The organism is Enterobacter sp. BIDMC92, from assembly GCF_001030225.1.
GTDB lineage: Bacteria > Pseudomonadota > Gammaproteobacteria > Enterobacterales > Enterobacteriaceae > Enterobacter > Enterobacter sichuanensis.
In genome coordinates, this window is the sequence record NZ_KQ087598.1 from 3710772 (window position 1) to 3733362 (window position 22591).

Below are 22591 nucleotides of genomic sequence, written 5' to 3' on the forward strand. Positions count from 1 at the left end.
GGAGCCGCCATGTCACTTCCTCTGATTTCACCTCAACAGGCCAGCGCGCGCGTCGCAGAAGGGGCAAAACTGATTGATATCCGTGATGCCGACGAATACGCCCGCGAGCATATTCCTGTCGCCCAGTCCGTGCCGCTGGATACCTTGCCTGCAGGGCTTAAAGCCGGGGCCGGTGACACGATAATTTTCCACTGCCAGTCCGGTGCCCGGACCTCGGGCAATGCCGATCGCCTTGCCCGGGCAGCCTCGCCCGCTCAGGCCTTTGTGATCGAAGGGGGCATTCAGGGCTGGAAGCAGGCCGGGCTGCAGACCGTCGAAGACAGATCCCAGCCGCTGCCGCTGATGCGTCAGGTGCAGATTGCCGCCGGGCTGCTCATTCTTTGCGGCGTGGTGCTGGGCTATAGCGTCTCCGGCGGCTTTTTCCTGCTCAGCGGTTTTGTCGGAGCCGGGCTGCTGTTCGCCGGTGTGACGGGCTTTTGCGGTATGGCGAGACTGCTCAGGGTGATGCCCTGGAACCGGCGTACCTCGTAATCCGTCATCGGTGAAATACGCTGTACCCGACGTCCTGCGTGGGCTAAGGTGAAGATCGCTAAAACGATGAGGAGGTTCTATGTTTGCTGTCGGTGATTATGTACAACCGCGTCAGGGCGGGCCAAAACTGAAAGTGCTCGACGTGAAGGGGGATAGCATTGTGGCGGTGCAGGCCAGCAATGAAGAGGGTGAGAAATTTACCCTGAAAGCAGCAGAGGTCGTGCTGTATAGCGAAGAAGGTGATTTCGGCGTCTGCTAAACAGACATCCGGGCGGACGCTTCCGCCCGGCTCACGGATTAGATCAGAAAATCATCCAGTGATTTACCGTTAGCCAGCGCGCTGGCAATAGGCTTCGGCGTGCGGCCCTGACCGGTCCACGTTTTCTCTTCACCGTTCTGGTCAATAAAGCGATATTTCGCTTCACGCGGTTTACGTTTTTTCACCGTTTTACCCGCCAGCGCCCGTTCAGAGTTCAGCAGTTCGGTTGGAGAAATACCATCGGCTTTCATCAGTTCCAGCAGGGCATTAATTTTTTCCTGCTGCTCAGCGCGCTGCTGTTCTAATTCCGCCAGCTCACTACGTTTCTCTTCGGCAACGACCCTGACCTTTTCCAGCATTTCCTCAAGAACGTCCAGGGATAATTCACGCGCTATGGCGCGCAGAGTTCGGATATTATTAAGATTCTGTAACGTCAAAGACATATTATTTGAAAACCTTTTCTTTGGGGTAAATAGATAAATCACCGAAAGAATAATTCATTTCAGTGAAAATATCTACCCACGGGTCCGCTCTACCAATAATGCCAATACTTTATATGTCACCCTTTATATTATCATATTCGGTTTGCGGGTTATGTTTTCATTGACCTCTGAACCACTATAAATGGTCAACCTTAAGCAAAATTTCAGCATTCTGCGCCACCTGGAACGACACTTACACACACGTCAGCACCATCGCCAATAACACATTGTTTATAAACAAAAAACTATTAAGCGGGACAGATTATAACGAACCGGTCAAAAAACAATCATTTTTAGAGAATTTTGTGGACAAAACGCGATTAAATAAAAATTAATCACTAGTTGTTAGTTCAAACCCAGAGAGATACGCTATACATGTCAAACAAACCAACCTAAAGCACTATACGCTGCGGGAAAATCGTTTCTTTTGTGTTCTTCTCAAGGAGTTCAGCCATGTTCTCACCGCAATCACGCCTGCGCCATGCGGTAGCGGATACTTTCGCGATGGTTGTCTACTGTTCCGTCGTGAACATGCTGATTGAAATATTCCTCTCCGGAATGACCTTTGAGCAGTCACTTTCCTCTCGCCTGGTGGCGATCCCGGTCAATATTATTATTGCCTGGCCTTACGGTTTATACCGCGATGCGGTAATGCGTTTTGCGCGGCGACTCAGCCCCGCTGGCTGGGTGAAAAACCTGGCAGACGTTCTGGCGTATGTGACCTTCCAGTCTCCGGTTTACGTGGCCATTCTGCTGACGGTGGGGGCGGACTGGCACCAGATCGCGGCGGCGGTCAGCTCAAATATTGTGATTTCAATGCTGATGGGGGCGGTGTATGGCTATTTTCTCGACTACTGTCGCCGCCTGTTCAGGGTCAGCCAGTACAGCCAGGCAAAAGCGTAATGTGAAGCGACTGGCGAACGCCAGTCGCAAGTTTACTGTACGTCGCCAAACAGGCCTTTCAAAAACCGTTCCAGCGCCATACGCGAGCTGAAGCCATGCGGAATACCATAATGCTCATGCGTCTCGCCGCCTAAATAGAGCGGGAATTGCTGATAATGATCGCAGGTTTTAATATCCGAGGCTGGTTCAGCAAATGACAAACTTCTGTCTTTCAGCGTCGGGTGAATAATGAGAGCGGTACGTCCCATTCTTGCTTCACGATTAACGTAAACGTAATTCTCGCCACGGCGATAACCATACGCTTTTGGTGTCACCTCATCCATGGTGAATCCCTCTTTTTCAAGAACGCGCGCCACCTCATCAGGTCGTAAATACATATCTTTTCCTCGTTATCTTTTCCTGCCCGGCAACCTTACAGTATTCAGCATTAGCAGGGCTTTCAGAATAGTCCATAAACTGCCGGATAACGCGTGATGCGCTTCAGATATTAAATTTCTGAACTAAACTGAACGGGAACACAAGATTACGGAGGAACGTATGTTTAACAGACCGAACCGAAACGATATTAATGACGACGCGCAGGATATTCGTAATGATGTCAGCCAATTAGCGGATTCGCTGGAAGAGGTGCTGAAATCCTGGGGAAGTGGCGCGAAGGACGAAGCGGATGCGGCTAAACGTAAGGCTCAGTCTCTGCTCCGTGAAACCCGTGCGCGTCTGAACGGACGTACCCGTACGACTCAGGCGGCCTGCGATGCGGTCAGCTGCGCAACCACCTTCGTGCGCGAGAAACCGCTCTGCACGCTGGGCACGGTGGCGGCAGTCGGGATCTTCGTCGGAGCCCTGCTTAGCCTGCGTAAATAACGCCTTGTGAGTTGTTTTTCTGCCCCGGTGGCCAGCGGCTACCGGGGCTTTTCTTTGCCCGAACGCCTGAAAAACCCGTACAGTCCGCCCTGCCCCGCTGTGCTCATCACAGGGGCGATATCAATCTAAATTTCCCATATCTTGTATGGTTGAAAGTTAAGACAACTACATCTAGTATTCCTTTTAGCAAGAGACACACAACCTGACGCGATGATTCGCGCCGCTCTCTCATTTTAAATGGAAATACGAATCATGAGCATTATTATTTACACACGTAACGATTGTGTTCAGTGCCACGCCACAAAACGTGCGATGGAAAGCCGTGGGGTGGCTTTTGAAATGGTGAATATTGACCAGCAGCCCGAGGCCGCCGACACCCTGCGCGCGCAGGGGTTCCGTCAGCTTCCGGTCGTTGTCGCCGGGGAGCTTAGCTGGTCTGGTTTCCGCCCGGACATGATCAACCGCCTGAGCGCGCAGGCCGTCCGGGCATGAGTGGGCTGGTTTTCTTCTCCAGCAGCTCGGAAAACACGCTTCGTTTTATTGAGCGCGTCGGGCTGCCTGCGGTGCGCATTCCGCTCAACGAGCGGGAGCGCATCCGGGTAGAGGAACCGTACATTCTGGTAGTGCCGAGCTATGGCGGCGGCGGCACGGCGGGGGCCGTTCCCCGTCAGGTGATCCGCTTTCTCAACGATCCTCATAACCGCGGGCTGATCCGCGGCGTGATTGCGGCGGGCAACCGCAATTTCGGCGATGCCTTTGGCCGCGCCGGGGATGTCATCTCTCAAAAATGCGGCGTGCCGTATCTCTATCGCTTCGAGCTCATGGGGACACAACAGGACGTCGAAAACGTGCGTAAAGGAGTGAACGAATTTTGGCAACGACAACCGCAGAACGGGTAATTCAGGCGACGCCGGATTATCACGCATTAAACGCAATGCTTAACCTCTACGATCGTCAGGGGCGCATTCAGTTCGGGAAAGATCGCGAGGCGGTGGACGCCTTTTTTGCCGCCCATGTGCGGCCCAGCAGCGTGACCTTTGCGAGCCAGAATGAGCGCCTCGACTATCTGATCAAAGAGGGCTACTACGACGCACGCGTCCTGTCCCGCTATCAACGCCCCTTCGTTGTGAAGCTTTTTGAACGCGCGCACGCCAGCGGTTTTCGTTTCCAGACCTTCCTTGGTGCATGGAAGTACTACACCAGCTACACCCTGAAAACCTTTGACGGTAAACGCTACCTGGAAAGCTTTGAAGATCGCGTAGTGATGGTGGCGTTGACGCTGGCGCAGGGTGATGAAGCGCTGGCGCAACGGCTAAGCGATGAGATCCTCTCCGGGCGCTTCCAGCCCGCCACGCCAACCTTCCTCAACTGCGGCAAGGCCCAGCGCGGCGAGCTGGTCTCCTGCTTCCTGCTGCGCATTGAAGACAATATGGAGTCAATTGGCCGCGCGGTGAATTCAGCGCTACAGCTTTCCAAACGTGGCGGCGGCGTGGCGTTTTTGCTCTCTAACCTGCGTGAAGCCGGGGCGCCGATCAAGCGCATCGAAAACCAGTCCTCCGGGGTGATCCCGGTGATGAAGATGCTGGAAGATGCCTTCTCCTATGCCAACCAGCTTGGCGCGCGTCAGGGTGCAGGCGCGGTTTACCTGCATGCGCACCATCCGGATATTCTGCGGTTTCTGGATACCAAACGCGAAAACGCCGACGAAAAAATCCGTATCAAAACCCTGTCGCTGGGGGTGGTGATCCCGGATATCACCTTCCGGCTTGCCAAAGAGAATGCTGAGATGGCGCTCTTCTCGCCGTATGACATCGAGCGAATTTACGGCAAAGCCTTTGGCGATGTGGCCATCAGCGAGCGCTACGACGAACTGGTGGCCGACGATCGTATTCGCAAAAAATATATCAACGCCCGCGATTTCTTCCAGCGGCTTGCCGAAATTCAGTTTGAGTCCGGCTATCCGTACATCATGTACGAGGACACGGTGAACCGCGCCAACCCGATTGCCGGGCGCATCAACATGAGCAACCTGTGCTCGGAGATTTTGCAGGTCAACAGCGCGTCAACCTACGATGAGAACCTCGACTACGCGGAGATCGGCAAGGATATCTCCTGTAACCTCGGGTCGCTGAATATTGCCCATACCATGGATTCCCCCGACTTTGGCCGCACGGTGGAGACGGCCATTCGCGGCCTGACGGCGGTGTCGGACATGAGCCACATCCGCAGCGTGCCGTCCATTGAAGCAGGTAACGCCGCGTCGCACGCTATCGGCCTTGGGCAGATGAACCTGCACGGCTATCTGGCGCGGGAAGGCATTGCCTACGGCAGCCCGGAAGCGCTGGATTTCACCAATCTCTATTTTTACACCATCACCTGGCATGCGCTGCACACCTCGATGATGCTGGCGCGCGAGCGTAACCAGCGCTTCGCGGGCTTTGAGCACTCCCGCTACGCCAGCGGGGAGTATTTCAGCCAATACCTGGAAGGCGACTGGCAGCCGAAAACAGCGCGAGTGCGTGAGCTGTTTGCCCGCGCCGGGATCGTCCTGCCGACGCGCGAAATGTGGCAGCAGTTGCGAGATGACGTGATGCGTTACGGCATCTATAACCAGAACCTGCAGGCGGTGCCGCCAACCGGGTCTATCTCCTACATCAACCACGCCACGTCGAGCATTCACCCGATTGTGTCAAAAATAGAGATCCGCAAGGAAGGCAAAACCGGGCGCGTTTACTACCCTGCCCCGTTTATGACCAATGAGAACCTGGCGCTGTATCAGGACGCGTACGAGATCGGCCCGGAGAAAATCATCGATACCTACGCCGAGGCGACAAAACATGTGGATCAGGGGCTGTCGCTGACGCTCTTCTTCCCGGACACCGCCACCACGCGAGATATCAATAAAGCGCAGATCTACGCCTGGAAAAAAGGCATTAAAACGCTCTACTACATTCGCCTGCGCCAGCTTGCGCTGGAAGGCACCGAAATTGAAGGCTGCGTGTCCTGCGCGCTGTAAGGAGAAAGGATGAAACTGTCACGCGTGAGCGCCGTTAACTGGAACAAAATCCAGGACGACAAAGATCTGGAAGTGTGGAACCGGCTGACCAGCAACTTCTGGCTACCGGAAAAGGTCCCGCTCTCCAACGATATTCCGGCCTGGCAAACGCTAAGCCACGCCGAACAGCAGCTGACGATCCGCGTCTTTACCGGTCTGACGCTGCTGGACACCATCCAGAATACCGTCGGCGCACCCGCCCTGATGCATGATGCGCTGACGCCTCACGAAGAGGCGGTGATGTCCAACATCAGCTTTATGGAGGCGGTGCACGCCCGCTCCTACAGCTCGATATTCTCCACGCTGTGCCAGACCAAAGATGTGGATGCCGCGTACCGCTGGAGTGAGGAGAGCGAGTCATTGCAGCGCAAGGCCCGTCTGGTGCTGGACTATTATCAGGCTGATGAGCCGCTGAAGAAGAAAATCGCCAGCGTGTTCCTGGAATCTTTCCTCTTCTATTCCGGCTTCTGGCTGCCGATGTACTGGTCGAGCCGCGGCAAGCTGACCAACACCGCCGATTTGATTCGCCTTATCATCCGCGATGAAGCGGTACACGGGTATTACATCGGCTATAAATATCAGAAAGGACTTGAGAAAGTTAGCGAGACGAAGCGTGAGGAACTCAAAGGGTTTGCGCTCGATTTGCTGATGGATCTGTACGACAACGAGCTGAGCTATACCGAGGAACTGTACGCCGGTACCGGCTGGGAGGAGGACGTGAAGGCCTTCCTCTGCTACAACGCCAACAAGGCGCTGATGAACCTGGGGTACGACGCGATGTTCCCGCCGGAGATGGCGGAGGTCAACCCGGCGATTCTGTCCGCGCTGTCGCCCAACGCCGACGAAAACCACGATTTCTTCTCGGGATCTGGCTCATCGTACGTGATGGGTAAAGCGGTGGAAACGGAGGACGAAGACTGGGATTTTTAATGAACGCTAACGTTCGTTAATTTAATATAAACCCAACATTTTTCTCTCGAATATTTACAAAGCGACTACACTGTCATTTCCACGTCATATTCGCCTGAATCGTCATGTTCAGGCGAAATTCCCCGATGCCGCAGCAAAAAATTGAGAAAAATTCAAACCACGCTCAGCCCTTTACTCATGGGAAATTCAGCCGTTTCGCTGACCTGAAAATTCACGTCATAAGCAAACACAGGGTTGTCTCAGATTCTCAGTATGTTAGGGTTATGCCCGTTAACAATTTACCATGGTAATCATATCGACATAAACAAATAACAGGACACTCTCTATTGCATGGCAATTAAATTAGAAGTGAAAAATCTTTATAAGGTATTTGGCGAGCATCCACAGCGCGCATTCAAATATATTGAGAAAGGCCTTTCGAAAGAGCAAATTCTGGAAAAAACCGGGCTATCGCTTGGCGTGAAAAACGCCAGTCTGGCCATTGAAGAAGGCGAGATTTTTGTCATCATGGGATTATCCGGTTCGGGTAAATCCACTATGGTTCGCCTTCTCAATCGCCTGATTGAACCCACCCGCGGGCAGGTGCTGATTGACGGCGTGGATATCGCCAGAATATCCGACGCTGAGCTTCGCGAGGTGCGCAGAAAGAAGATTGCGATGGTGTTCCAGTCATTCGCGCTGATGCCGCACATGACGGTGCTGGATAATACCGCCTTTGGCATGGAATTAGCCGGTACGCCCGCTCAGGAACGTCAGGAAAAAGCCCTTGATGCGCTGCGTCAGGTCGGGCTGGAGAATTATGCCCATGCGTACCCGGATGAACTTTCCGGCGGCATGCGCCAGCGCGTAGGATTAGCCCGCGCATTAGCCATTAATCCGGATATTTTATTAATGGATGAAGCCTTCTCGGCCCTCGACCCATTAATTCGCACCGAGATGCAGGATGAGCTGGTAAAATTACAAGCGAAACATCAGCGCACCATTGTTTTTATTTCTCACGATCTGGATGAAGCCATGCGAATTGGCGACCGTATTGCCATTATGCAAAATGGTGAAGTGGTGCAGGTCGGCACGCCGGATGAAATTCTCAATAATCCGGCCAATGATTATGTGCGCACCTTCTTCCGCGGCGTGGATATTAGCCAGGTCTTTAGCGCCAAAGATATTGCCCGCAGAACGCCCAACGGCATTATCCGTAAAACGCCCGGTTTTGGCCCGCGCTCGGCCCTCAAGCTGCTGCAGGACGAAGACCGTGAATACGGTTATCTGGTTGAACGCGGCAATAAATTTGTTGGCGTTGTCTCCATCGACTCTCTGAAAACCGCCCTTGGCGAAAACCAGGGAATCGATGCGGCGTTAATTGACGCTCCGCTTGCCGTGGACGCCGAAACGCCGCTCAGCGAGTTGCTCTCTCACGTCGGCCAGGCGCCATGCGCCGTGCCGGTCGTGGGTGAGGAACAACAGTACGTCGGCATCATCTCAAAACGCATGTTGCTGCAGGCTTTAGATCGCGAGGGGGCAAACAATGACCGATCAATCTAACCCGTGGGGTACCACTGAAGCCGCGGACAGCGCGGCGCAAACTGCCGATGCGTGGGGCTCCACGCCAACCCCTGCCGACGGCGGTGGTGCGGCAGACTGGCTGAACAGCGCGCCCGCGCCTGCGCCAGAGCATTTCAATATTATGGATCCGTTCCACAAGACGCTGATCCCGCTGGACAGCTGGGTCACGGAGGGGATCGACTGGGTGGTCACTCACTTCCGACCGCTCTTCCAGGGGATCCGCATCCCGGTGGATTACATCCTTAACGGCTTCCAGCAGCTGATGCTGGGCATGCCAGCGCCGGTGGCGATTGTGCTGTTTTCCCTGATCGCCTGGCAGTTTGGCAGCGCGGGGATGGGGATCGCCACGCTGATCTCATTGATTGCGATCGGTGCCATCGGGGCCTGGTCGCAGGCGATGATCACTCTGGCGCTGGTGCTGACCGCCCTGCTCTTCTGCATTGTTATCGGCCTGCCGATGGGGATCTGGCTGGCGCGCAGTCCGAGGGCGGCGAAGATCATTCGTCCCCTGCTGGATGCGATGCAGACCACGCCGGCGTTCGTCTATCTGGTACCTATCGTCATGCTGTTCGGCATCGGCAACGTGCCGGGGGTCGTGGTGACCATTATCTTCGCCCTGCCGCCGATTATTCGTCTGACCATTCTGGGCATTAACCAGGTCCCTGCGGATCTGATCGAAGCGTCACGCTCGTTTGGCGCCAGCCCGCGTCAGATGCTGTTTAAGGTTCAGCTCCCGCTGGCAATGCCGACCATCATGGCAGGCGTTAACCAGACGCTGATGCTGGCGCTGTCGATGGTGGTGATTGCCTCGATGATTGCCGTTGGCGGTCTCGGTCAGATGGTGCTGCGCGGCATTGGCCGTCTCGACATGGGACTGGCTACCGTTGGTGGCGTCGGGATTGTGATCCTCGCCATTATTCTTGACCGCCTGACCCAGGCCGTCGGTCGTGATTCACGCAGTCGCGGCAACCGTCGCTGGTACACCACCGGCCCCGTCGGGTTACTCACCCGCCCATTCATTAAATAAGGAACAACGATGCGACAGAGCGTACTTTTTGCCACAGCGTTTGCCACCCTTGTCTCCACCAGCGCATTCGCCGCTGACCTGCCGGGTAAAGGCATTACCGTGCAGCCGGTGCAGAGCACCATTTCGGAAGAGAGCTTCCAGACCCTGCTGGTCAGCCGCGCGCTGGAGAAGCTGGGCTACACGGTTAACACGCCGAGCGAAGTGGATTACAACGTCGGCTACACCTCGATTGCCTCCGGTGATGCCACCTTTACCGCCGTAAACTGGCAGCCGCTGCACGACGATATGTATGCCGCCGCCGGTGGCGATAAGAAATTCTACCGCGAAGGCACTTTTGTAACCGGTGCGGCCCAGGGTTATCTGATCGACAAGAAAACCGCCGACCAGTATCACATCACCAATATTGCACAGCTGAAAGATCCGCAGATCGCGAAGCTGTTCGACACCAACGGCGACGGTAAAGCCGACATGATGGGCTGCTCGCCGGGCTGGGGCTGTGAAGCGGTGATTAACCACCAGAACAAAGCATTTGATCTGGCGAAAACGGTCGAGGTGAGCCACGGCAACTATTCGGCGATGATGGCCGACACCATCGCCCGCTTCAAAGAGGGCAAACCGGTGATCTATTACACCTGGACGCCATACTGGGTGAGCGACGTGCTGAAGCCGGGTAAAGACGTGGTGTGGTTGCAGGTGCCGTTCTCCTCCCTGCCGGGTGAGCAAAAGGATATCGACACTAAACTGCCGAACGGCATGAACTACGGTTTCCCGGTGAACACCATGCACATCGTCGCCAACAAAGCCTGGGCGGAAAAAAACCCGGCGGCGGCGAAGCTGTTCTCCGTGATGAAGCTGCCGCTGGCGGACATTAACGCCCAGAACGCAATGATGCATGCGGGCAAATCCTCTGAGGCGGATGTGAAAGGTCACGTGGACGGCTGGATCAAAGCCCACCAGCAGCAGTTTGACGGCTGGGTGAAAGAGGCGCTTGCGGCGCAGAAGTAAAAATACAGACCTGCCCCCCTCACCCGGCCCTCTCCCCAAAGGGGAGAGGGTGTATAAAGTCCCCTCTCCCCTTTGGGGAGAGGGCTAGGGTGAGGGGCCCAAACCGCACAATCCATCACGTAACAATCCTCCACTATTCACAATCATTAGCTATTATGGTTTCCGGAAAAATAATCACTTCACTAACGATTCCTGAAACTAATGACCAAAACAACTCAAGGGCTTAGCCCCGCACTCATCCTTTTAATGTCCGTGGCAACGGGTCTGGCGGTCGCCAGTAACTACTACGCGCAACCTCTTCTCGACACCATCGCCCGCGCGTTCAACCTTTCTGCCAGCTCCGCAGGCTTTATTGTTACGGCCGCGCAGCTCGGCTATGCCGCCGGGCTGCTGTTCCTGGTGCCGCTGGGCGATATGTTTGAACGCCGGATGCTGATTGTCTCAATGACCCTGCTGGCCGCCGGCGGGATGCTGATCACCGCCAGCAGCCAGTCGCTGACGATGATGATCGTCGGTACCGCGCTTACGGGGCTGTTCTCCGTGGTGGCACAAATTCTGGTGCCTCTCGCGGCGACCCTCGCCTCCCCGGAAAAACGCGGCAAGGTGGTGGGTACCATTATGAGCGGCCTGCTGCTGGGGATTTTGCTGGCGCGTACCGTTGCAGGACTGCTGGCAAGCCTCGGCGGCTGGCGCACCGTTTACTGGGTGGCGAGCGTCCTGATGGTCGTTATGGCACTGGCGCTGTGGCGCGGGCTGCCGAAGGTGAAGCAGGAGAACCATCTGAACTATCCGCAGCTGCTGGCCTCCGTGTTTAGCCTGTTCACGCAGGATAAACTTCTGCGCACCCGCGCCCTGCTCGGCTGTTTCACCTTCGCTAACTTCAGCATTCTGTGGACGTCGATGGCGTTTCTGCTTGCCGCCCCGCCGTTCAATTATTCCGAAGGAGTGATTGGTCTGTTCGGTCTGGCCGGTGCCGCTGGCGCGCTGGGCGCGCGTCCCGCGGGCGGGCTGGCCGACAAGGGCAAATCTCACCTGACCACCTCCGCAGGGCTGATTTTACTCCTGCTCTCCTGGGCGGCAATCTGGTACGGACACGTCTCGGTACTGGCGCTGATCGTCGGTATTCTGGTGCTCGATCTCACCGTGCAGGGCGTTCATATCACCAATCAGACCGTGATTTACCGCGTGAAGCCAGAGGCGCGTAACCGCCTCACGGCCGGATACATGACCAGCTACTTTATTGGCGGCGCAGCGGGTTCACTCATTTCCGCCTCGGCGTGGCAGCATGCCGGCTGGTCCGGCGTGTGTGGGATTGGCGCCATCGTTGCCGCACTCAACCTGGTGGTATGGTGGCGCGGTTACCATCGCCAGGAAGCAATTCATTAAGTTTTACATTGCGTTGGGCCTCTTAGGGTGTAAAGAGGCCCCTCAGTCTGTTAATGTAAACGTAATCATTTATCCCAGAAATTTTAATGTGGGTGACATATTTACAATCGGCATGAACAGTTCAGACCCCCGTCCTCACATCCTCTCTTCAGCGGGTTCACACCCTACCCTTTCTGTGCTCACCGGGTCACGGACTTACCCGGCGCTTTCTGATGGTGACATTAATTTGGCGGATATAACCGCACAAATAATTCATTTACATTATTTGTCACCGTCGTTACTATATCGGCTGTAATTAATGAGGTTATGCCCAAATGGATAGTTCGTTTACGCCCATTGAACAAATGCTTAAATTCCGCGCCAGTCGCCATGAGGACTTCCCGTACCAGGAAATCCTGCTGACTCGCCTGTGCATGCACATGCAGGGTAAGCTACTGGAAAACCGTAATAAAATGCTGAAAGCTCAAGGGATTAACGAGACGTTGTTTATGGCGTTGATTACGCTGGAGTCTCAGGAAAACCACAGTATTCAGCCTTCCGAATTGAGCTGCGCGCTGGGCTCCTCCCGTACCAATGCGACCCGTATTGCCGATGAGCTTGAAAAGCGTGGCTGGATTGAACGCCGTGAAAGCGACAACGATCGCCGCTGCCTGCATCTGCAACTGACCGACAAAGGTCACCAGTTCCTGCGTGAGGTGCTGCCACCTCAGCACAATTGCCTGCACAAACTGTGGTCCGCCCTCAGCGCTGCCGAGCGCGACCAGCTTGAGCATATCACTCGCAAGCTGCTCACCCGTCTGGACCAGATGGATGAAGACGGCGCCGTTCTTGAGGCGCTGCGCTAACGCGACGACACGCTCAACCATCCAGATTCATAAGAAAACCGACAGGCCAGCACGTCACACTGCTGGCCTTTCTGACAACAGGTCGGCTCAGCCGATGTGAAAATAAGAAGATCGTGGAGAACAACAATGAGCGCAAATGCGGAGAGCACTACCCCGCAGCAACCGGCCAATAAGAAAGGCAAACGTAAGAGCGCCCTTCTTCTGTTGACCTTGCTCTTTATCATTATTGCCGTGGCATATGGGATCTATTGGTTTTTAGTACTGCGTCATGCTGAGGAAACAGACGACGCGTACGTGGCAGGGAACCAGGTACAAATTATGGCGCAGGTGTCAGGCAGCGTGACGAAAGTCTGGGCTGACAATACCGACTTTGTGCAAAAAGGCGATGTGTTGGTGACCCTCGATCCGACCGACGCCCAGCAGGCATTTGAGAAAGCGAAGACCGCGCTGGCCTCCAGCGTCCGTCAGACCCGCCAGCTGATGATCAACAGCAAACAGCTGCAGGCCAACATCGACGTGCAGAAAACCGCACTCGCCCAGGCGCAGAGCGACCTGAACCGCCGCGTACCGCTCGGCAGCGCCAACCTGATTGGCCGTGAAGAGCTGCAGCACGCGCGTGACGCCGTTGCCAGCGCTCAGGCACAGCTGGATGTCGCCATTCAACAGTACAACGCCAACCAGGCGATGGTGCTGGGCACCAGCCTCGAAAACCAGCCAGCTGTACAGCAGGCCGCGACTGAAGTCCGCAACGCATGGCTTGCCCTGCAGCGTACCAAAATCGTCAGCCCGATGACCGGCTATGTCTCCCGCCGTTCCGTCCAGCCAGGGGCGCAGATTAGCCCTACCACCCCGCTGATGGCGGTCGTGCCGGCGGACAATCTGTGGGTTGATGCCAACTTTAAAGAGACGCAGCTCGCCCATATGCGTATCGGCCAGACCGCGACGGTTGTCAGCGACATCTATGGCGATGACGTGAAATACACCGGGAAAGTGGTTGGTCTGGATATGGGGACCGGCAGCGCCTTCTCCCTGCTGCCCGCGCAGAACGCCACCGGTAACTGGATCAAAGTGGTTCAGCGTCTTCCTGTGCGTATCGAACTGGATGCCAAACAGCTGGCGGATCACCCGCTGCGTATCGGCCTCTCCACGCTTGTGACGGTCGACACCGCCAACCGCGACGGTCAGATCCTGGCAAGCCAGGTGCGTAGCAGCCCGGCGTATGAGAGTAACGCCCGTGAAATTAGCCTCGATCCGGTCAACAAGCTGATCGATGACATCGTGAAGGCAAACGCCGGTTAATCCGAAGGTGAGCGTTATGCAACAGCAAAAGCCGCAAAAACCGCTGGAGGGCGCGCAGCTGGTCATTATGACCATTGCGCTGTCGCTGGCGACATTCATGCAGGTGCTGGACTCCACCATCGCAAACGTGGCCATCCCGACCATCGCCGGTAACCTTGGCTCGTCCCTGAGCCAGGGAACCTGGGTCATCACCTCGTTTGGGGTGGCGAACGCCATCTCCATTCCGATTACCGGCTGGCTGGCGAAGCGCGTCGGGGAAGTGAAGCTGTTCCTCTGGTCCACGGTGGCGTTTGTGCTGGCCTCCTGGGCCTGCGGCATGTCCAGCAGCCTGACGATGCTGATTTTCTTCCGCGTCATTCAGGGGATAGTCGCGGGGCCGCTGATCCCGCTCTCCCAGAGTTTGCTGTTGAGCAACTACCCTCCCGCAAAACGCTCCGTCGCGCTGGCGCTGTGGTCGATGACCGTTATCGTCGCGCCTATCTGCGGACCGATTCTGGGTGGCTACATCAGCGATAACTACCACTGGGGCTGGATCTTCTTTATCAACGTCCCGATTGGTGCCGTCGTGGTGCTGATGACGCTGCAATCCCTGCGCGGCCGTGAAACGCGTACCGAGCAGCGGCGTATCGACAGCATCGGTCTGGCGCTGCTGATCCTCGGCATCGGCAGTCTGCAGATCATGCTCGACCGTGGTAAAGAGCTCGACTGGTTCAACTCGCAGGAAATTATCATCCTGACCATTGTCGCGGTGGTGTCGCTGAGCTTCCTGATTGTCTGGGAGCTGACGGACGAAAACCCGATAGTCGATCTCTCGCTCTTTAAGTCGCGAAACTTCACCATCGGCTGTCTGTGTATCAGCCTCGCCTATATGCTCTACTTCGGCGCGATTGTTCTGCTTCCGCAGCTGTTGCAGGAGGTGTATGGCTATACCGCAACCTGGGCGGGTCTGGCGTCCGCACCGGTCGGGGTGATCCCGGTCCTGCTGTCACCGATTATTGGCCGCTTTGCCCACAAGCTCGACATGCGTCGGCTGGTGACCTTCAGCTTCATTATGTATGCGGTGTGCTTCTACTGGCGCGCGTATACCTTTGAGCCGGGAATGGACTTTGGTGCCTCTGCGTGGCCGCAGTTTATTCAGGGCTTCGCGGTTGCGTGCTTCTTTATGCCGCTGACCACCATCACGCTCTCCGGCCTGCCGCCTGAGCGTCTGGCAGCCGCGTCGAGCCTGTCGAACTTCACCCGTACGCTGGCGGGCTCCATCGGGACGTCGATCACCACCACCCTGTGGACAAACCGTGAATCGATGCACCACGCGCAGCTGACCGAAGCGGTGAATCCCTACAACCCGAATGCGCAGCAGATGTATAGCCAGCTTCAGGGAATGGGCATGACGGAGCAGCAGGCGTCCGGCTGGATTGCCCAGCAGATCACCAACCAGGGGCTGATTATCTCGGCTAACGAGATTTTCTGGATTTCGGCAGGGATCTTTATCGTCCTGCTGGGGCTGGTGTGGTTTGCCAGACCGCCGTTTGGTGCCGGTGGCGGGGGTGGCGGCGCGCATTAGTCCTCTGCGCGGGTTGCCGGGTAAGGCGTAGCCGCCACCCGGCAACCATCACCTCCCTGTCCAAAACGCGACAGCAATTGTCAGTTCCGATAAAGCAGCGCGCCTGAAATCCCTTCACGATAGTGAAAAGACAACAGGAGCGCATCATGCTGAACACACCCGCCGACAAATACCAGCCTTATCCCGCTATTTCCCTTCCTGACCGCCGCTGGCCGGAGCAACGCATTACCCGCGCGCCGCGCTGGCTCTCCACCGACTTACGCGACGGTAACCAGGCCCTTGCCGAGCCGATGGACAGCGCGCGCAAGCTGCAGTTCTGGGATCTGCTGCTGAGCTGCGGGTTTAAAGAGATCGAGGTCGCTTTCCCCTCCGCCTCGCAGACGGATTTCAACTTTGTCCGCCAGCTGATTGAAGAGAACCGCATTCCGGATGACGTCACGATTCAGGTGCTTACTCAGGCGCGGGAAGATCTCATCCATCGTACTTTTGAATCCCTGCGCGGCGCGAAGCAGGCCACCGTCCATCTGTATAACGCCACCGCTCCGCTGTTCCGCCGCCTGGTATTCGGCATGGAGAAAGGGCAAATCGTTGAGCTGGCGACGCGCGCCACGCGTCTCATCCGTAAGCTGTGCGAGGAAAATCCCGACACCCGCTGGCAGTACGAATACTCTCCGGAGACCTTCTGCTTTACCGAGCCGGAATTTGCGCTGGAGATTTGTGAAGCCGTGGCGGAGATCTGGCAGCCGTGCGACGAACGCCCGATGGTGATCAACTTACCCGCGACCGTCGAAGTGAGCACGCCGAACGTCTATGCCGACCAGATCGAGTATTTCTGTCGCCACTTTAGCCGCCGCCGCGATGTCTGCATCAGCGTGCATCCGCATAACGACCGCGGCACCGGCGTCGCCAGTGCCGAGCTGGCCGTGATGGCGGGCGCTGACCGCGTGGAGGGCTGCCTGTTCGGGAACGGGGAACGTACAGGCAACGTCTGCCTGGTGACGCTGGCGATGAATCTTTACAGCCAGGGTATTAGCCCGAATCTGGACTTTAGCGATATGAACCGGGTGGTGGAAGTGGTGGAAACCTGCAACCAGCTGCCGGTGCATCCGCGCCATCCGTGGGCTGGACGGCTGGCCTATACCGCCTTCTCCGGCTCGCACCAGGACGCCATCAAAAAAGGCTTTGATGCCCGCATGCCAGGCGACCGCTGGGAGATGCCCTACCTGCCCGTGGACCCGCAGGATATCGGCTGCACCTACGAAGCGGTGATCCGCGTTAACAGCCAGTCAGGGAAAAGCGGCAGCGCGTGGCTTATCGAGCAGAATCATGGTCTGAAATTACCCCGCGCCCTGCAGCAGGATTTCAGCCAGCACGTACAGCAGGAAACAGACCGTCACGGAAAAGAGATGACGCAAAACGCGCTGTGGCAGTTGTTCCGCACCCGCTACGGCCTGGTGGCAACGCCGCCGTTTGCGCTGCAATCCTATCGCAGCGATGGCCAGCAGGACGGCCAGCTGCGTTTGACGGCAAGCATCTATACGCAGGGGGGAACGCGCCAGCTCGAAGGTCAGGGTAACGGCCTGCTGTCCGCCGCCGCTCAGGGGTTAAGCCGCTGGGTCAACACGCCGTTCGTGATTAAGGATTATCACGAACATTCGTTAGGCGAACGCAGCGACAGCCGTTCGGTGGCGTACATTCGCTGCCTGTTTCAGGACGGCAGCAGCCGCTGGGGCGTGGGAATTGACAGCGACGTCTCGCGCGCCTCGCTTCAGGCACTTTTTAATGCAGTTAGCTGTCTTTGAAGTAGTCGCTGGGTGAAATACCCATCACCCGGCGGAACATGGCCGTGAAGGCGCTGTGACTGCCGTAACCCAGCTCCAGCGCCACCCGAAGCACCGGCTGGCCCTGCGCCAGCCGCACCAGCGCCTCCAGCAGGCGCGCCCGTCTCAGCCACTCACCGTAGCTTAATCCCGTCTGCTGCTGAAAATGGCGGTTCATTGTGCGCTCGCTCATGCCAAGCAGGCTCGCGGCTTGTGCACTGCTCCAGCTCTCCCCGGCGGTCTGGCGGATCTGCTGGCAAAGACGGCGTAGCGGTTCACTTTCCGGCTCCGGGAGATGAAACGGCAGTACCGGCATAAGGCGGATTTCATCGAGAATGAGCTCATACACGCGTTCGTCTCGGCTCCCCGGTGCGTAAGACTCGGGAAGCGAGAGCGCAGCGAGGATCAGTTCCCGCAGCAGCGGGGAGATCTGCACGATCTGGCAGGTGGCCGGGAGATCGGCCCGCGCCAGCGGATCGATAAACAGCGTGCGCGCCGCCACATCGCCGGTAATACGCAGCGAGTGACGGGTACCCGCCGGTAGCCAGACGCCGCGGCCCGGAGGGACAACCCAGCAGCCGGATGCGGTATCTACCCGTACCACGCCGCTCAGGGTATGCAGCAGTTGGGCGCAGTCATGCTCATGCCACGGCTCGCTGTCACCATGAACGTAATCATGGGCAAACGGCACAAGGGGACGATGGGTAAAGGAGAAGGTTAAGGTTGTGGTCATGCGATTAAACCACCCTCACCCTACCCTCTCCCGGTGGGAGAGGGAAAAGGTGCACTAGATGTGCAGTTCCTGCAGTTTTTCTTTTGGCAGGGCCAGCTCTTCGTTGCTGTTCACGCGGACATCACGCTCGATGATGTGACGCGCAATCTCCTGCGCTTCTTCCAGAGAGTGCATCTGGTAAGTCCCACACTGGTAAACGTTCAGCTCAGGGATCTGGCTCTGCTCTTTTACCTTCAGCACGTCCTGCATGGCCGCTTTCCAGGCATCTGCCACACGTTTCTCTTCAGGCTGGCCAATCAGGCTCATGTAGAAGCCGGTACGGCAGCCCATTGGAGAGATATCGATGATCTCAACGCCGTTGCCGTTCAGGTGGTCACGCATGAAGCCAGCGAACAGGTGTTCCAGCGTATGAATGCCTTTCTCCGGCATCACTTCTTTGTTTGGCACGCAGAAACGCAGATCGAAGACGGTGATCGTGTCGCCGTGCGGGGTGTGCATGGTCTTCGCCACGCGGACTGCAGGTGCTTCCATACGGGTATGGTCGACAGTAAAGCTATCTAATAACGGCATACGTCACCTCCGGTAGTGATTTTTTTTAAAATAAACTGAACTCTTCTACAGAATGCGCGTCTGAGTATATGAAAGACGCGCATTTGTTATCATCATCCCTGAATTCAGAGATGTATATTTTGGCCACAGCGATGTGGCCTTTTTCTTTTCTGCTTAAGCCTGCTTCGCCAGAAACGCCTCAAACGACTCCGTATCCGCCGCTTCAACCTCTTTCTGACGCACCACGGACGCATCGCGTTCCGCAACGAAATCCGCTTCGCTCAGGACTTCTAATGGCTCTTGCAACAGCATCTCACGGTATTCCGCCGCAAGCGAACGCCCGGTACCGCCAATGCCCTGATCAATCATAGAACGCAGAATGCGTGCTGAGAACGTCAGCTCCGGATTATCAAAGCATTCCACCAGCTGGTCGCAAATCTGTTGATACGCGTCGCCGCCCTCCATGCTGTCCATCGTCCGGGCAACACGCTTCAGGTCACGGAACAGATCTTTACCGACTTTCGTCAGCGGGAACTGCGCGGTTTCACAGCCGATACCCAGCGTCAGACCCGGTTTACGCCCTTCCAGAATCACACGGTTCCAGTTTGTACGGGTACAGAGCAGTTCGTCTGAACTCATTTCCGGCGCATCCGCCAGCACGCACCAGACCATAAACAGGTCCAGGAAGCGAACCTGCTGTTCATCAACGCCAATCGGTGAGAACGGGTTGATATCCAGCGAGCGCACTTCAATATATTCAATCCCACCGCGCTGCAGCGCATCCGACGGGGTTTCACCGCTGCGCGTCACGCGCTTAGGACGAATTGGCGCATACAGCTCGTTTTCAATCTGCAGGACGTTGCTGTTGATCTGCAGGCGCTTACCGTCTTTTTCGAGGCCGATTTTCTCGTACTCTTCCGACGGGGTTTTGATCGCCCGCTTCAATCCTGCCACATATTCGTGCAATTCGTTAAACGTAATACCGAGATTGCTTTGCGATTTATTGGTATAACCCAGATCGCTCAGACGCAGAGAAGTGGCATACGGGAGATAGTACATTCCACACTCGGTCTTCTCGAACGGCAGCGTCGTCGGTTTCCCCTGCAGGAACGACGAGCAGATGGCCGGCGACGCACCGAACAGATAAGGAATAACCCAGCCGAAGCGGTAATAGTTGCGGATCAGGCGGAAATAGCCCGCGGAGATCGCGTCCTTATCTGTTTCACCGCATTTCGCCTGCCAGAAAGCCATTGGCAGCGAGAAATTGTAGTGCACGCCCGAAATTGTCTGCATCAACGCGCCGTAGCGGTTTTTCAGCCCTTCACGGTAGAGCGTTTTCAGCCGGCCGATATTCGATGTGCCGTACTGTGCCAGCTCAATCTCCTGGCCCTGCTCGATATAACACGGCATGCTGAGAGGCCACATACGCTCGTCGCCCAGATTGCGCGCCGTGTAGCGATGGATATCGCGCATGATCGTCAGCATATGATCAATATCGCCTTCTACCGGGGTGATAAACTCCAGCAGTGCTTCAGCGAAATCGGTTGTGATCCATTTATGTGTCAGCGCCGAGCCTAACGCCTTCGGGTGACCCGTCGTCGCTAAACTACCGTCCGCGTTAACGCGCAGCGTTTCACGCTCAAGACCACGCTGAATACCCTTCAATGCCTGAGGGTGGTTTTCCAGCCAGGCCAGCGCCTGAGATACGTCCGGGATCAAATTGACCTCCCGCCTGTCAAAGTAATGTTACTCAGCATAATTGTAATGGTTGACGATTGAAGGTCGCGTATTCATTCCACCAATTAGTGCCACCACGTCATACCCTGCAGCGTTGCCCATGCCACAAGGACATAACGCACCGCTTTGCCAAGGCACAAAAAAAAGAGCACTGGTCCCCAGGAGATGCGCATCCATCCCGCCAGCAGACACAGTAAATCGCCTATTACAGGCATCCAGCTTAATAACAGCGTGGCAGCGCCATAGCGTTTTAGCCAGCCGACTGCCTTTTCCTGCCAGCGCGATGTCTCACGCAGCGGAAAGAAACGCCCAAGAATAACGTTAGTCAGCCCTCCAAGGCTATTACCCATTGTTGCTATTAACACCAGCAGCCAGGGCTGACTCACGCCGGACAACAGCATCGCCACCAGCACCACTTCCGAATTGCCCGGTAACAGCGTGGCGCTTAAGAAACTGCTGGCGAATAATGAGGCAAGTGACAGTGCGTCACTCACAGTAAGCGCACATCCACCGCAGCCATGCCGGCATCACGCGCGGCCTGAATACCGAAATCGGCATCTTCAAACACGACGCATTTTGCCGCCGGGACGCCCATTAATTCTGCGCAAAGCAGGAAGGTGTCCGGTGCGGGCTTATGATGTTTAACATGATCGGCGGCGACCACGGCAGAAAAATAGTGGCGCAGGCCAAGATGATTGAGTAAAGCTTCTGCAATCGCGCTTTCGCTGCCCGTGCCGACCGACATTGGGCGACGTCCGTGCCACGCTTTTACCACGTCAACCAGCGGCAGCGGGCGGACAGTATCTAAAAGCATGGCTTTTACCGCATCGGTTTTTTCGCGCGCGAGCAGGTGCGGGTCGAGATCGGCCTGATTCAGTTCAATCACGGCCTGCGCAATACGCCAGGTGGGCGATCCGTTAAGGGCAATCATCGCCTGAAGATCGAAACGCATGCCGTAGCGGCCCAGGACGTCAGTCCAGGCTTGACGATGCGTAGGTTCGGTATCCAGGAGAGTGCCATCCATATCGAAGATCAAACCGTCATACTGTGCGTACATCGTGCTCTCGCTAAACGATTAACAAAGCATTACTTTATCGTAAAAGGTGTTTTTTGTCGCTGACTGAGAGTGTGATTGCTGACGGAACGTCGAAGGAATAAACAAAGAAGGAGAAGATGGTGCATCCGGGAGGATTCGAACCTCCGACCGCTCGGTTCGTAGCCGAGTACTCTATCCAGCTGAGCTACGGATGCATCGGGATTTACTACTGTACTGCTCGATATTCATATCACTTCTAAAGCAATATGAAGTAATAGATGGTGCATCCGGGAGGATTCGAACCTCCGACCGCTCGGTTCGTAGCCGAGTACTCTATCCAGCTGAGCTACGGATGCAAAATGGCGGTGAGGCGGGGATTCGAACCCCGGATGCAGCTTTTGACCGCATACTCCCTTAGCAGGGGAGCGCCTTCAGCCTCTCGGCCACCTCACCACACAACGCCTCTTTCGAGTGCTTCGAGTGACTCGTTAAGAGCTTCTCGTCGCTGCGTGGCGCATATATTACTTTCTGGGACTTATAAGTCAAACAATTTTCCAAAAGCTTTTATCGTTTGCACAAATCACAGGCAATTCGCATGTAAAAGCCGCAAAGAGGGTGTTTTATAAGCGGATTTTGCAGGCATCTTCACATAAAACTGTGGCAGAAAAGGCAGTGCAGAGACGAGTAAAGGGTAACGGAGTGGTTAAAAAGAGAGCGGTTGAAATTAAACGGTAACTTTGAGCAGGAAAAATGACAGGAGGGTTGCGTCTCGCCCGACAGCGAGACGCGACAATATCAGTAACTGGACTGCTGGGATTTTTCAGCCTGGATACGCTGGTAGATCTCTTCACGGTGGACAGATACTTCTTTAGGAGCGTTAACACCAATACGTACCTGGTTACCCTTTACCCCTAAAACTGTCACGGTGACCTCATCCCCAATCATGAGGGTCTCACCAACTCGACGAGTCAGAATCAGCATTCTTTGCTCCTTGAAAGATTAA

At 55.9% G+C, this 22591-nt stretch carries 24 protein-coding genes and 3 tRNA genes; 16 read left to right on the forward strand and 11 right to left on the reverse strand.

What is annotated here, in order from left to right; genetic code table 11:
• The first annotated feature begins 9 nt into the window (after positions 1 to 9).
• A complete protein-coding gene (locus tag SP99_RS17305) occupies positions 10 to 531 on the forward strand; it encodes a rhodanese family protein (RefSeq protein ID WP_047959305.1) in 522 nt (173 codons plus the stop codon).
• Positions 532 to 610: 79 nt separating this feature from the next.
• A complete protein-coding gene (locus SP99_RS17310; RefSeq protein ID WP_025759725.1) occupies positions 611 to 790 on the forward strand; it encodes a hypothetical protein in 180 nt (59 codons plus the stop codon).
• Between the two features lie 38 nt (positions 791 to 828).
• On the opposite strand, the gene stpA is transcribed toward SP99_RS17310, so the two are convergent.
• Entirely contained in the window at positions 829 to 1233 is a 405-nt protein-coding gene (gene stpA, locus SP99_RS17315) for a DNA-binding protein StpA (RefSeq protein ID WP_047959306.1), read from the reverse strand.
• A gap of 492 nt (positions 1234 to 1725) precedes the next feature.
• Between stpA and alaE the strand changes: the two genes are divergently transcribed.
• The gene (gene alaE / locus SP99_RS17320) at positions 1726 to 2175 is read left to right on the forward strand and encodes an L-alanine exporter AlaE (RefSeq protein ID WP_025759727.1); all 450 of its coding nucleotides are present in this window, start codon (positions 1726 to 1728) and stop codon (positions 2173 to 2175) included.
• 32 nt (positions 2176 to 2207) lie between these two features.
• Here the strand turns inward: alaE and SP99_RS17325 are convergent, their stop codons facing one another.
• The gene (locus SP99_RS17325; protein WP_008502568.1) at positions 2208 to 2552 is read right to left on the reverse strand and encodes a DUF2002 family protein; all 345 of its coding nucleotides are present in this window, start codon (positions 2550 to 2552) and stop codon (positions 2208 to 2210) included.
• Between the two features lie 160 nt (positions 2553 to 2712).
• Here SP99_RS17325 and SP99_RS17330 point away from each other — a divergent pair, with 160 nt between their 5' ends.
• The 13 genes from SP99_RS17330 (at position 2713) to leuA (ending at position 17515) form a co-directional block, all read left to right on the forward strand.
• A complete protein-coding gene (locus tag SP99_RS17330) occupies positions 2713 to 3039 on the forward strand; it encodes an ElaB/YgaM/YqjD family protein (RefSeq protein ID WP_025759729.1) in 327 nt (108 codons plus the stop codon).
• Positions 3040 to 3291: 252 nt separating this feature from the next.
• Positions 3292 to 3531, forward strand: coding sequence for a glutaredoxin-like protein NrdH (gene nrdH, locus SP99_RS17335; protein ID WP_047959307.1), 240 nt, complete (start codon positions 3292 to 3294; stop codon positions 3529 to 3531).
• The gene (nrdI, locus tag SP99_RS17340) at positions 3528 to 3938 is read left to right on the forward strand and encodes a class Ib ribonucleoside-diphosphate reductase assembly flavoprotein NrdI (RefSeq protein ID WP_021241965.1); all 411 of its coding nucleotides are present in this window, start codon (positions 3528 to 3530) and stop codon (positions 3936 to 3938) included. The genes nrdH and nrdI overlap by 4 nt, the downstream gene beginning before the upstream one ends.
• Entirely contained in the window at positions 3911 to 6055 is a 2145-nt protein-coding gene (nrdE, locus tag SP99_RS17345; protein ID WP_047959308.1) for a class 1b ribonucleoside-diphosphate reductase subunit alpha, read from the forward strand. Before nrdI ends, nrdE begins: the two co-directional genes overlap by 28 nt.
• A 9-nt stretch (positions 6056 to 6064) precedes the next feature.
• Positions 6065 to 7024, forward strand: coding sequence for a class 1b ribonucleoside-diphosphate reductase subunit beta (nrdF, locus tag SP99_RS17350; RefSeq protein WP_045286361.1), 960 nt, complete (start codon positions 6065 to 6067; stop codon positions 7022 to 7024).
• Positions 7025 to 7354: 330 nt separating this feature from the next.
• Positions 7355 to 8566: a glycine betaine/L-proline ABC transporter ATP-binding protein ProV gene (gene proV, locus SP99_RS17355; protein ID WP_045286363.1), complete on the forward strand. Its 1212-nt coding sequence runs from the start codon at positions 7355 to 7357 to the stop codon at positions 8564 to 8566.
• Positions 8550 to 9614 (forward strand): glycine betaine/L-proline ABC transporter permease ProW, encoded by a 1065-nt coding sequence (gene proW, locus SP99_RS17360; RefSeq protein WP_047959309.1) that lies wholly within the window; start codon positions 8550 to 8552, stop codon positions 9612 to 9614. Before proV ends, proW begins: the two co-directional genes overlap by 17 nt.
• A 9-nt stretch (positions 9615 to 9623) precedes the next feature.
• Positions 9624 to 10619: a glycine betaine/L-proline ABC transporter substrate-binding protein ProX gene (proX, locus tag SP99_RS17365; protein WP_047959310.1), complete on the forward strand. Its 996-nt coding sequence runs from the start codon at positions 9624 to 9626 to the stop codon at positions 10617 to 10619.
• Positions 10620 to 10820: 201 nt separating this feature from the next.
• On the forward strand, positions 10821 to 12005 hold the full coding sequence (locus SP99_RS17370) for an MFS transporter (RefSeq protein WP_047959311.1): 1185 nt from the start codon (positions 10821 to 10823) through the stop codon (positions 12003 to 12005).
• 314 nt (positions 12006 to 12319) lie between these two features.
• Positions 12320 to 12850: a transcriptional repressor MprA gene (gene mprA / locus SP99_RS17375; protein ID WP_047959312.1), complete on the forward strand. Its 531-nt coding sequence runs from the start codon at positions 12320 to 12322 to the stop codon at positions 12848 to 12850.
• Between the two features lie 126 nt (positions 12851 to 12976).
• Positions 12977 to 14149 carry a multidrug efflux MFS transporter periplasmic adaptor subunit EmrA gene (gene emrA, locus SP99_RS17380; protein ID WP_045286064.1) on the forward strand — a complete coding sequence of 391 codons (1173 nt, stop codon included), beginning with the start codon at positions 12977 to 12979 and terminating at the stop codon, positions 14147 to 14149.
• A 16-nt stretch (positions 14150 to 14165) separates the two neighbouring features.
• Positions 14166 to 15713, forward strand: a complete 1548-nt coding sequence (gene emrB / locus SP99_RS17385) for a multidrug efflux MFS transporter permease subunit EmrB (protein WP_025757132.1) — start codon at positions 14166 to 14168, stop codon at positions 15711 to 15713.
• Positions 15714 to 15859: 146 nt separating this feature from the next.
• Entirely contained in the window at positions 15860 to 17515 is a 1656-nt protein-coding gene (leuA, locus tag SP99_RS17390; RefSeq protein WP_047959313.1) for a 2-isopropylmalate synthase, read from the forward strand.
• On the opposite strand, the gene SP99_RS17395 is transcribed toward leuA, so the two are convergent.
• The 9 genes from SP99_RS17395 to csrA all read right to left on the reverse strand — a co-directional run bounded on the left by SP99_RS17395 (position 17502) and on the right by csrA (position 22569).
• On the reverse strand, positions 17502 to 18266 hold the full coding sequence (locus SP99_RS17395; protein WP_047959314.1) for an AraC family transcriptional regulator: 765 nt from the start codon (positions 18264 to 18266) through the stop codon (positions 17502 to 17504). The two genes, leuA and SP99_RS17395, sit on opposite strands and share 14 nt — an antisense overlap.
• A gap of 54 nt (positions 18267 to 18320) precedes the next feature.
• Positions 18321 to 18836 carry an S-ribosylhomocysteine lyase gene (gene luxS, locus SP99_RS17400; protein WP_025757129.1) on the reverse strand — a complete coding sequence of 172 codons (516 nt, stop codon included), beginning with the start codon at positions 18834 to 18836 and terminating at the stop codon, positions 18321 to 18323.
• Between the two features lie 153 nt (positions 18837 to 18989).
• Complete coding sequence (gene gshA, locus SP99_RS17405) at positions 18990 to 20534, reverse strand: glutamate--cysteine ligase (protein ID WP_047959315.1); 1545 nt, start codon at positions 20532 to 20534, stop codon at positions 18990 to 18992.
• A gap of 83 nt (positions 20535 to 20617) precedes the next feature.
• Complete coding sequence (locus SP99_RS17410) at positions 20618 to 21046, reverse strand: YqaA family protein (RefSeq protein ID WP_025757127.1); 429 nt, start codon at positions 21044 to 21046, stop codon at positions 20618 to 20620.
• Positions 21043 to 21609 (reverse strand): fructose-1-phosphate/6-phosphogluconate phosphatase, encoded by a 567-nt coding sequence (gene yqaB / locus SP99_RS17415; RefSeq protein ID WP_025757126.1) that lies wholly within the window; start codon positions 21607 to 21609, stop codon positions 21043 to 21045. Before yqaB ends, SP99_RS17410 begins: the two co-directional genes overlap by 4 nt.
• 117 nt (positions 21610 to 21726) lie before the next feature.
• Positions 21727 to 21803: transfer RNA gene (locus SP99_RS17420), tRNA-Arg, on the reverse strand.
• A gap of 64 nt (positions 21804 to 21867) precedes the next feature.
• Positions 21868 to 21944 (reverse strand) — tRNA-Arg (locus SP99_RS17425).
• A gap of 4 nt (positions 21945 to 21948) precedes the next feature.
• A tRNA-Ser gene (locus SP99_RS17430) sits at positions 21949 to 22041 on the reverse strand.
• A gap of 342 nt (positions 22042 to 22383) precedes the next feature.
• Positions 22384 to 22569 carry a carbon storage regulator CsrA gene (gene csrA, locus SP99_RS17435; protein WP_000906486.1) on the reverse strand — a complete coding sequence of 62 codons (186 nt, stop codon included), beginning with the start codon at positions 22567 to 22569 and terminating at the stop codon, positions 22384 to 22386.
• Between the last annotated feature and the right edge of the window lie 22 nt (positions 22570 to 22591).

Bases quoted from the DNA above. Each gene is read 5' to 3' on its own strand.
- emrB (WP_025757132.1), top strand. From the start codon at position 14,166: ATGCAACAGCAAAAGCCGCAAAAACCGCTGGAGGGCGCGCAGCTGGTC.
- SP99_RS17305 (WP_047959305.1), top strand. From the start codon at position 10: ATGTCACTTCCTCTGATTTCACCTCAACAGGCCAGCGCGCGCGTCGCA.
- nrdH (WP_047959307.1), top strand. From the start codon at position 3,292: ATGAGCATTATTATTTACACACGTAACGATTGTGTTCAGTGCCACGCC.
- SP99_RS17310 (WP_025759725.1), top strand. From the start codon at position 611: ATGTTTGCTGTCGGTGATTATGTACAACCGCGTCAGGGCGGGCCAAAA.
- SP99_RS17330 (WP_025759729.1), top strand. From the start codon at position 2,713: ATGTTTAACAGACCGAACCGAAACGATATTAATGACGACGCGCAGGAT.
- proW (WP_047959309.1), top strand. From the start codon at position 8,550: ATGACCGATCAATCTAACCCGTGGGGTACCACTGAAGCCGCGGACAGC.
- csrA (WP_000906486.1), bottom strand. From the start codon at position 22,569: ATGCTGATTCTGACTCGTCGAGTTGGTGAGACCCTCATGATTGGGGAT.
- nrdF (WP_045286361.1), top strand. From the start codon at position 6,065: ATGAAACTGTCACGCGTGAGCGCCGTTAACTGGAACAAAATCCAGGAC.
- proV (WP_045286363.1), top strand. From the start codon at position 7,355: ATGGCAATTAAATTAGAAGTGAAAAATCTTTATAAGGTATTTGGCGAG.
- SP99_RS17325 (WP_008502568.1), bottom strand. From the start codon at position 2,552: ATGTATTTACGACCTGATGAGGTGGCGCGCGTTCTTGAAAAAGAGGGA.
- luxS (WP_025757129.1), bottom strand. From the start codon at position 18,836: ATGCCGTTATTAGATAGCTTTACTGTCGACCATACCCGTATGGAAGCA.
- stpA (WP_047959306.1), bottom strand. From the start codon at position 1,233: ATGTCTTTGACGTTACAGAATCTTAATAATATCCGAACTCTGCGCGCC.
- emrA (WP_045286064.1), top strand. From the start codon at position 12,977: ATGAGCGCAAATGCGGAGAGCACTACCCCGCAGCAACCGGCCAATAAG.
- proX (WP_047959310.1), top strand. From the start codon at position 9,624: ATGCGACAGAGCGTACTTTTTGCCACAGCGTTTGCCACCCTTGTCTCC.
- yqaB (WP_025757126.1), bottom strand. From the start codon at position 21,609: ATGTACGCACAGTATGACGGTTTGATCTTCGATATGGATGGCACTCTC.
- mprA (WP_047959312.1), top strand. From the start codon at position 12,320: ATGGATAGTTCGTTTACGCCCATTGAACAAATGCTTAAATTCCGCGCC.
- nrdI (WP_021241965.1), top strand. From the start codon at position 3,528: ATGAGTGGGCTGGTTTTCTTCTCCAGCAGCTCGGAAAACACGCTTCGT.
- alaE (WP_025759727.1), top strand. From the start codon at position 1,726: ATGTTCTCACCGCAATCACGCCTGCGCCATGCGGTAGCGGATACTTTC.
- leuA (WP_047959313.1), top strand. From the start codon at position 15,860: ATGCTGAACACACCCGCCGACAAATACCAGCCTTATCCCGCTATTTCC.
- SP99_RS17370 (WP_047959311.1), top strand. From the start codon at position 10,821: ATGACCAAAACAACTCAAGGGCTTAGCCCCGCACTCATCCTTTTAATG.
- SP99_RS17395 (WP_047959314.1), bottom strand. From the start codon at position 18,266: ATGACCACAACCTTAACCTTCTCCTTTACCCATCGTCCCCTTGTGCCG.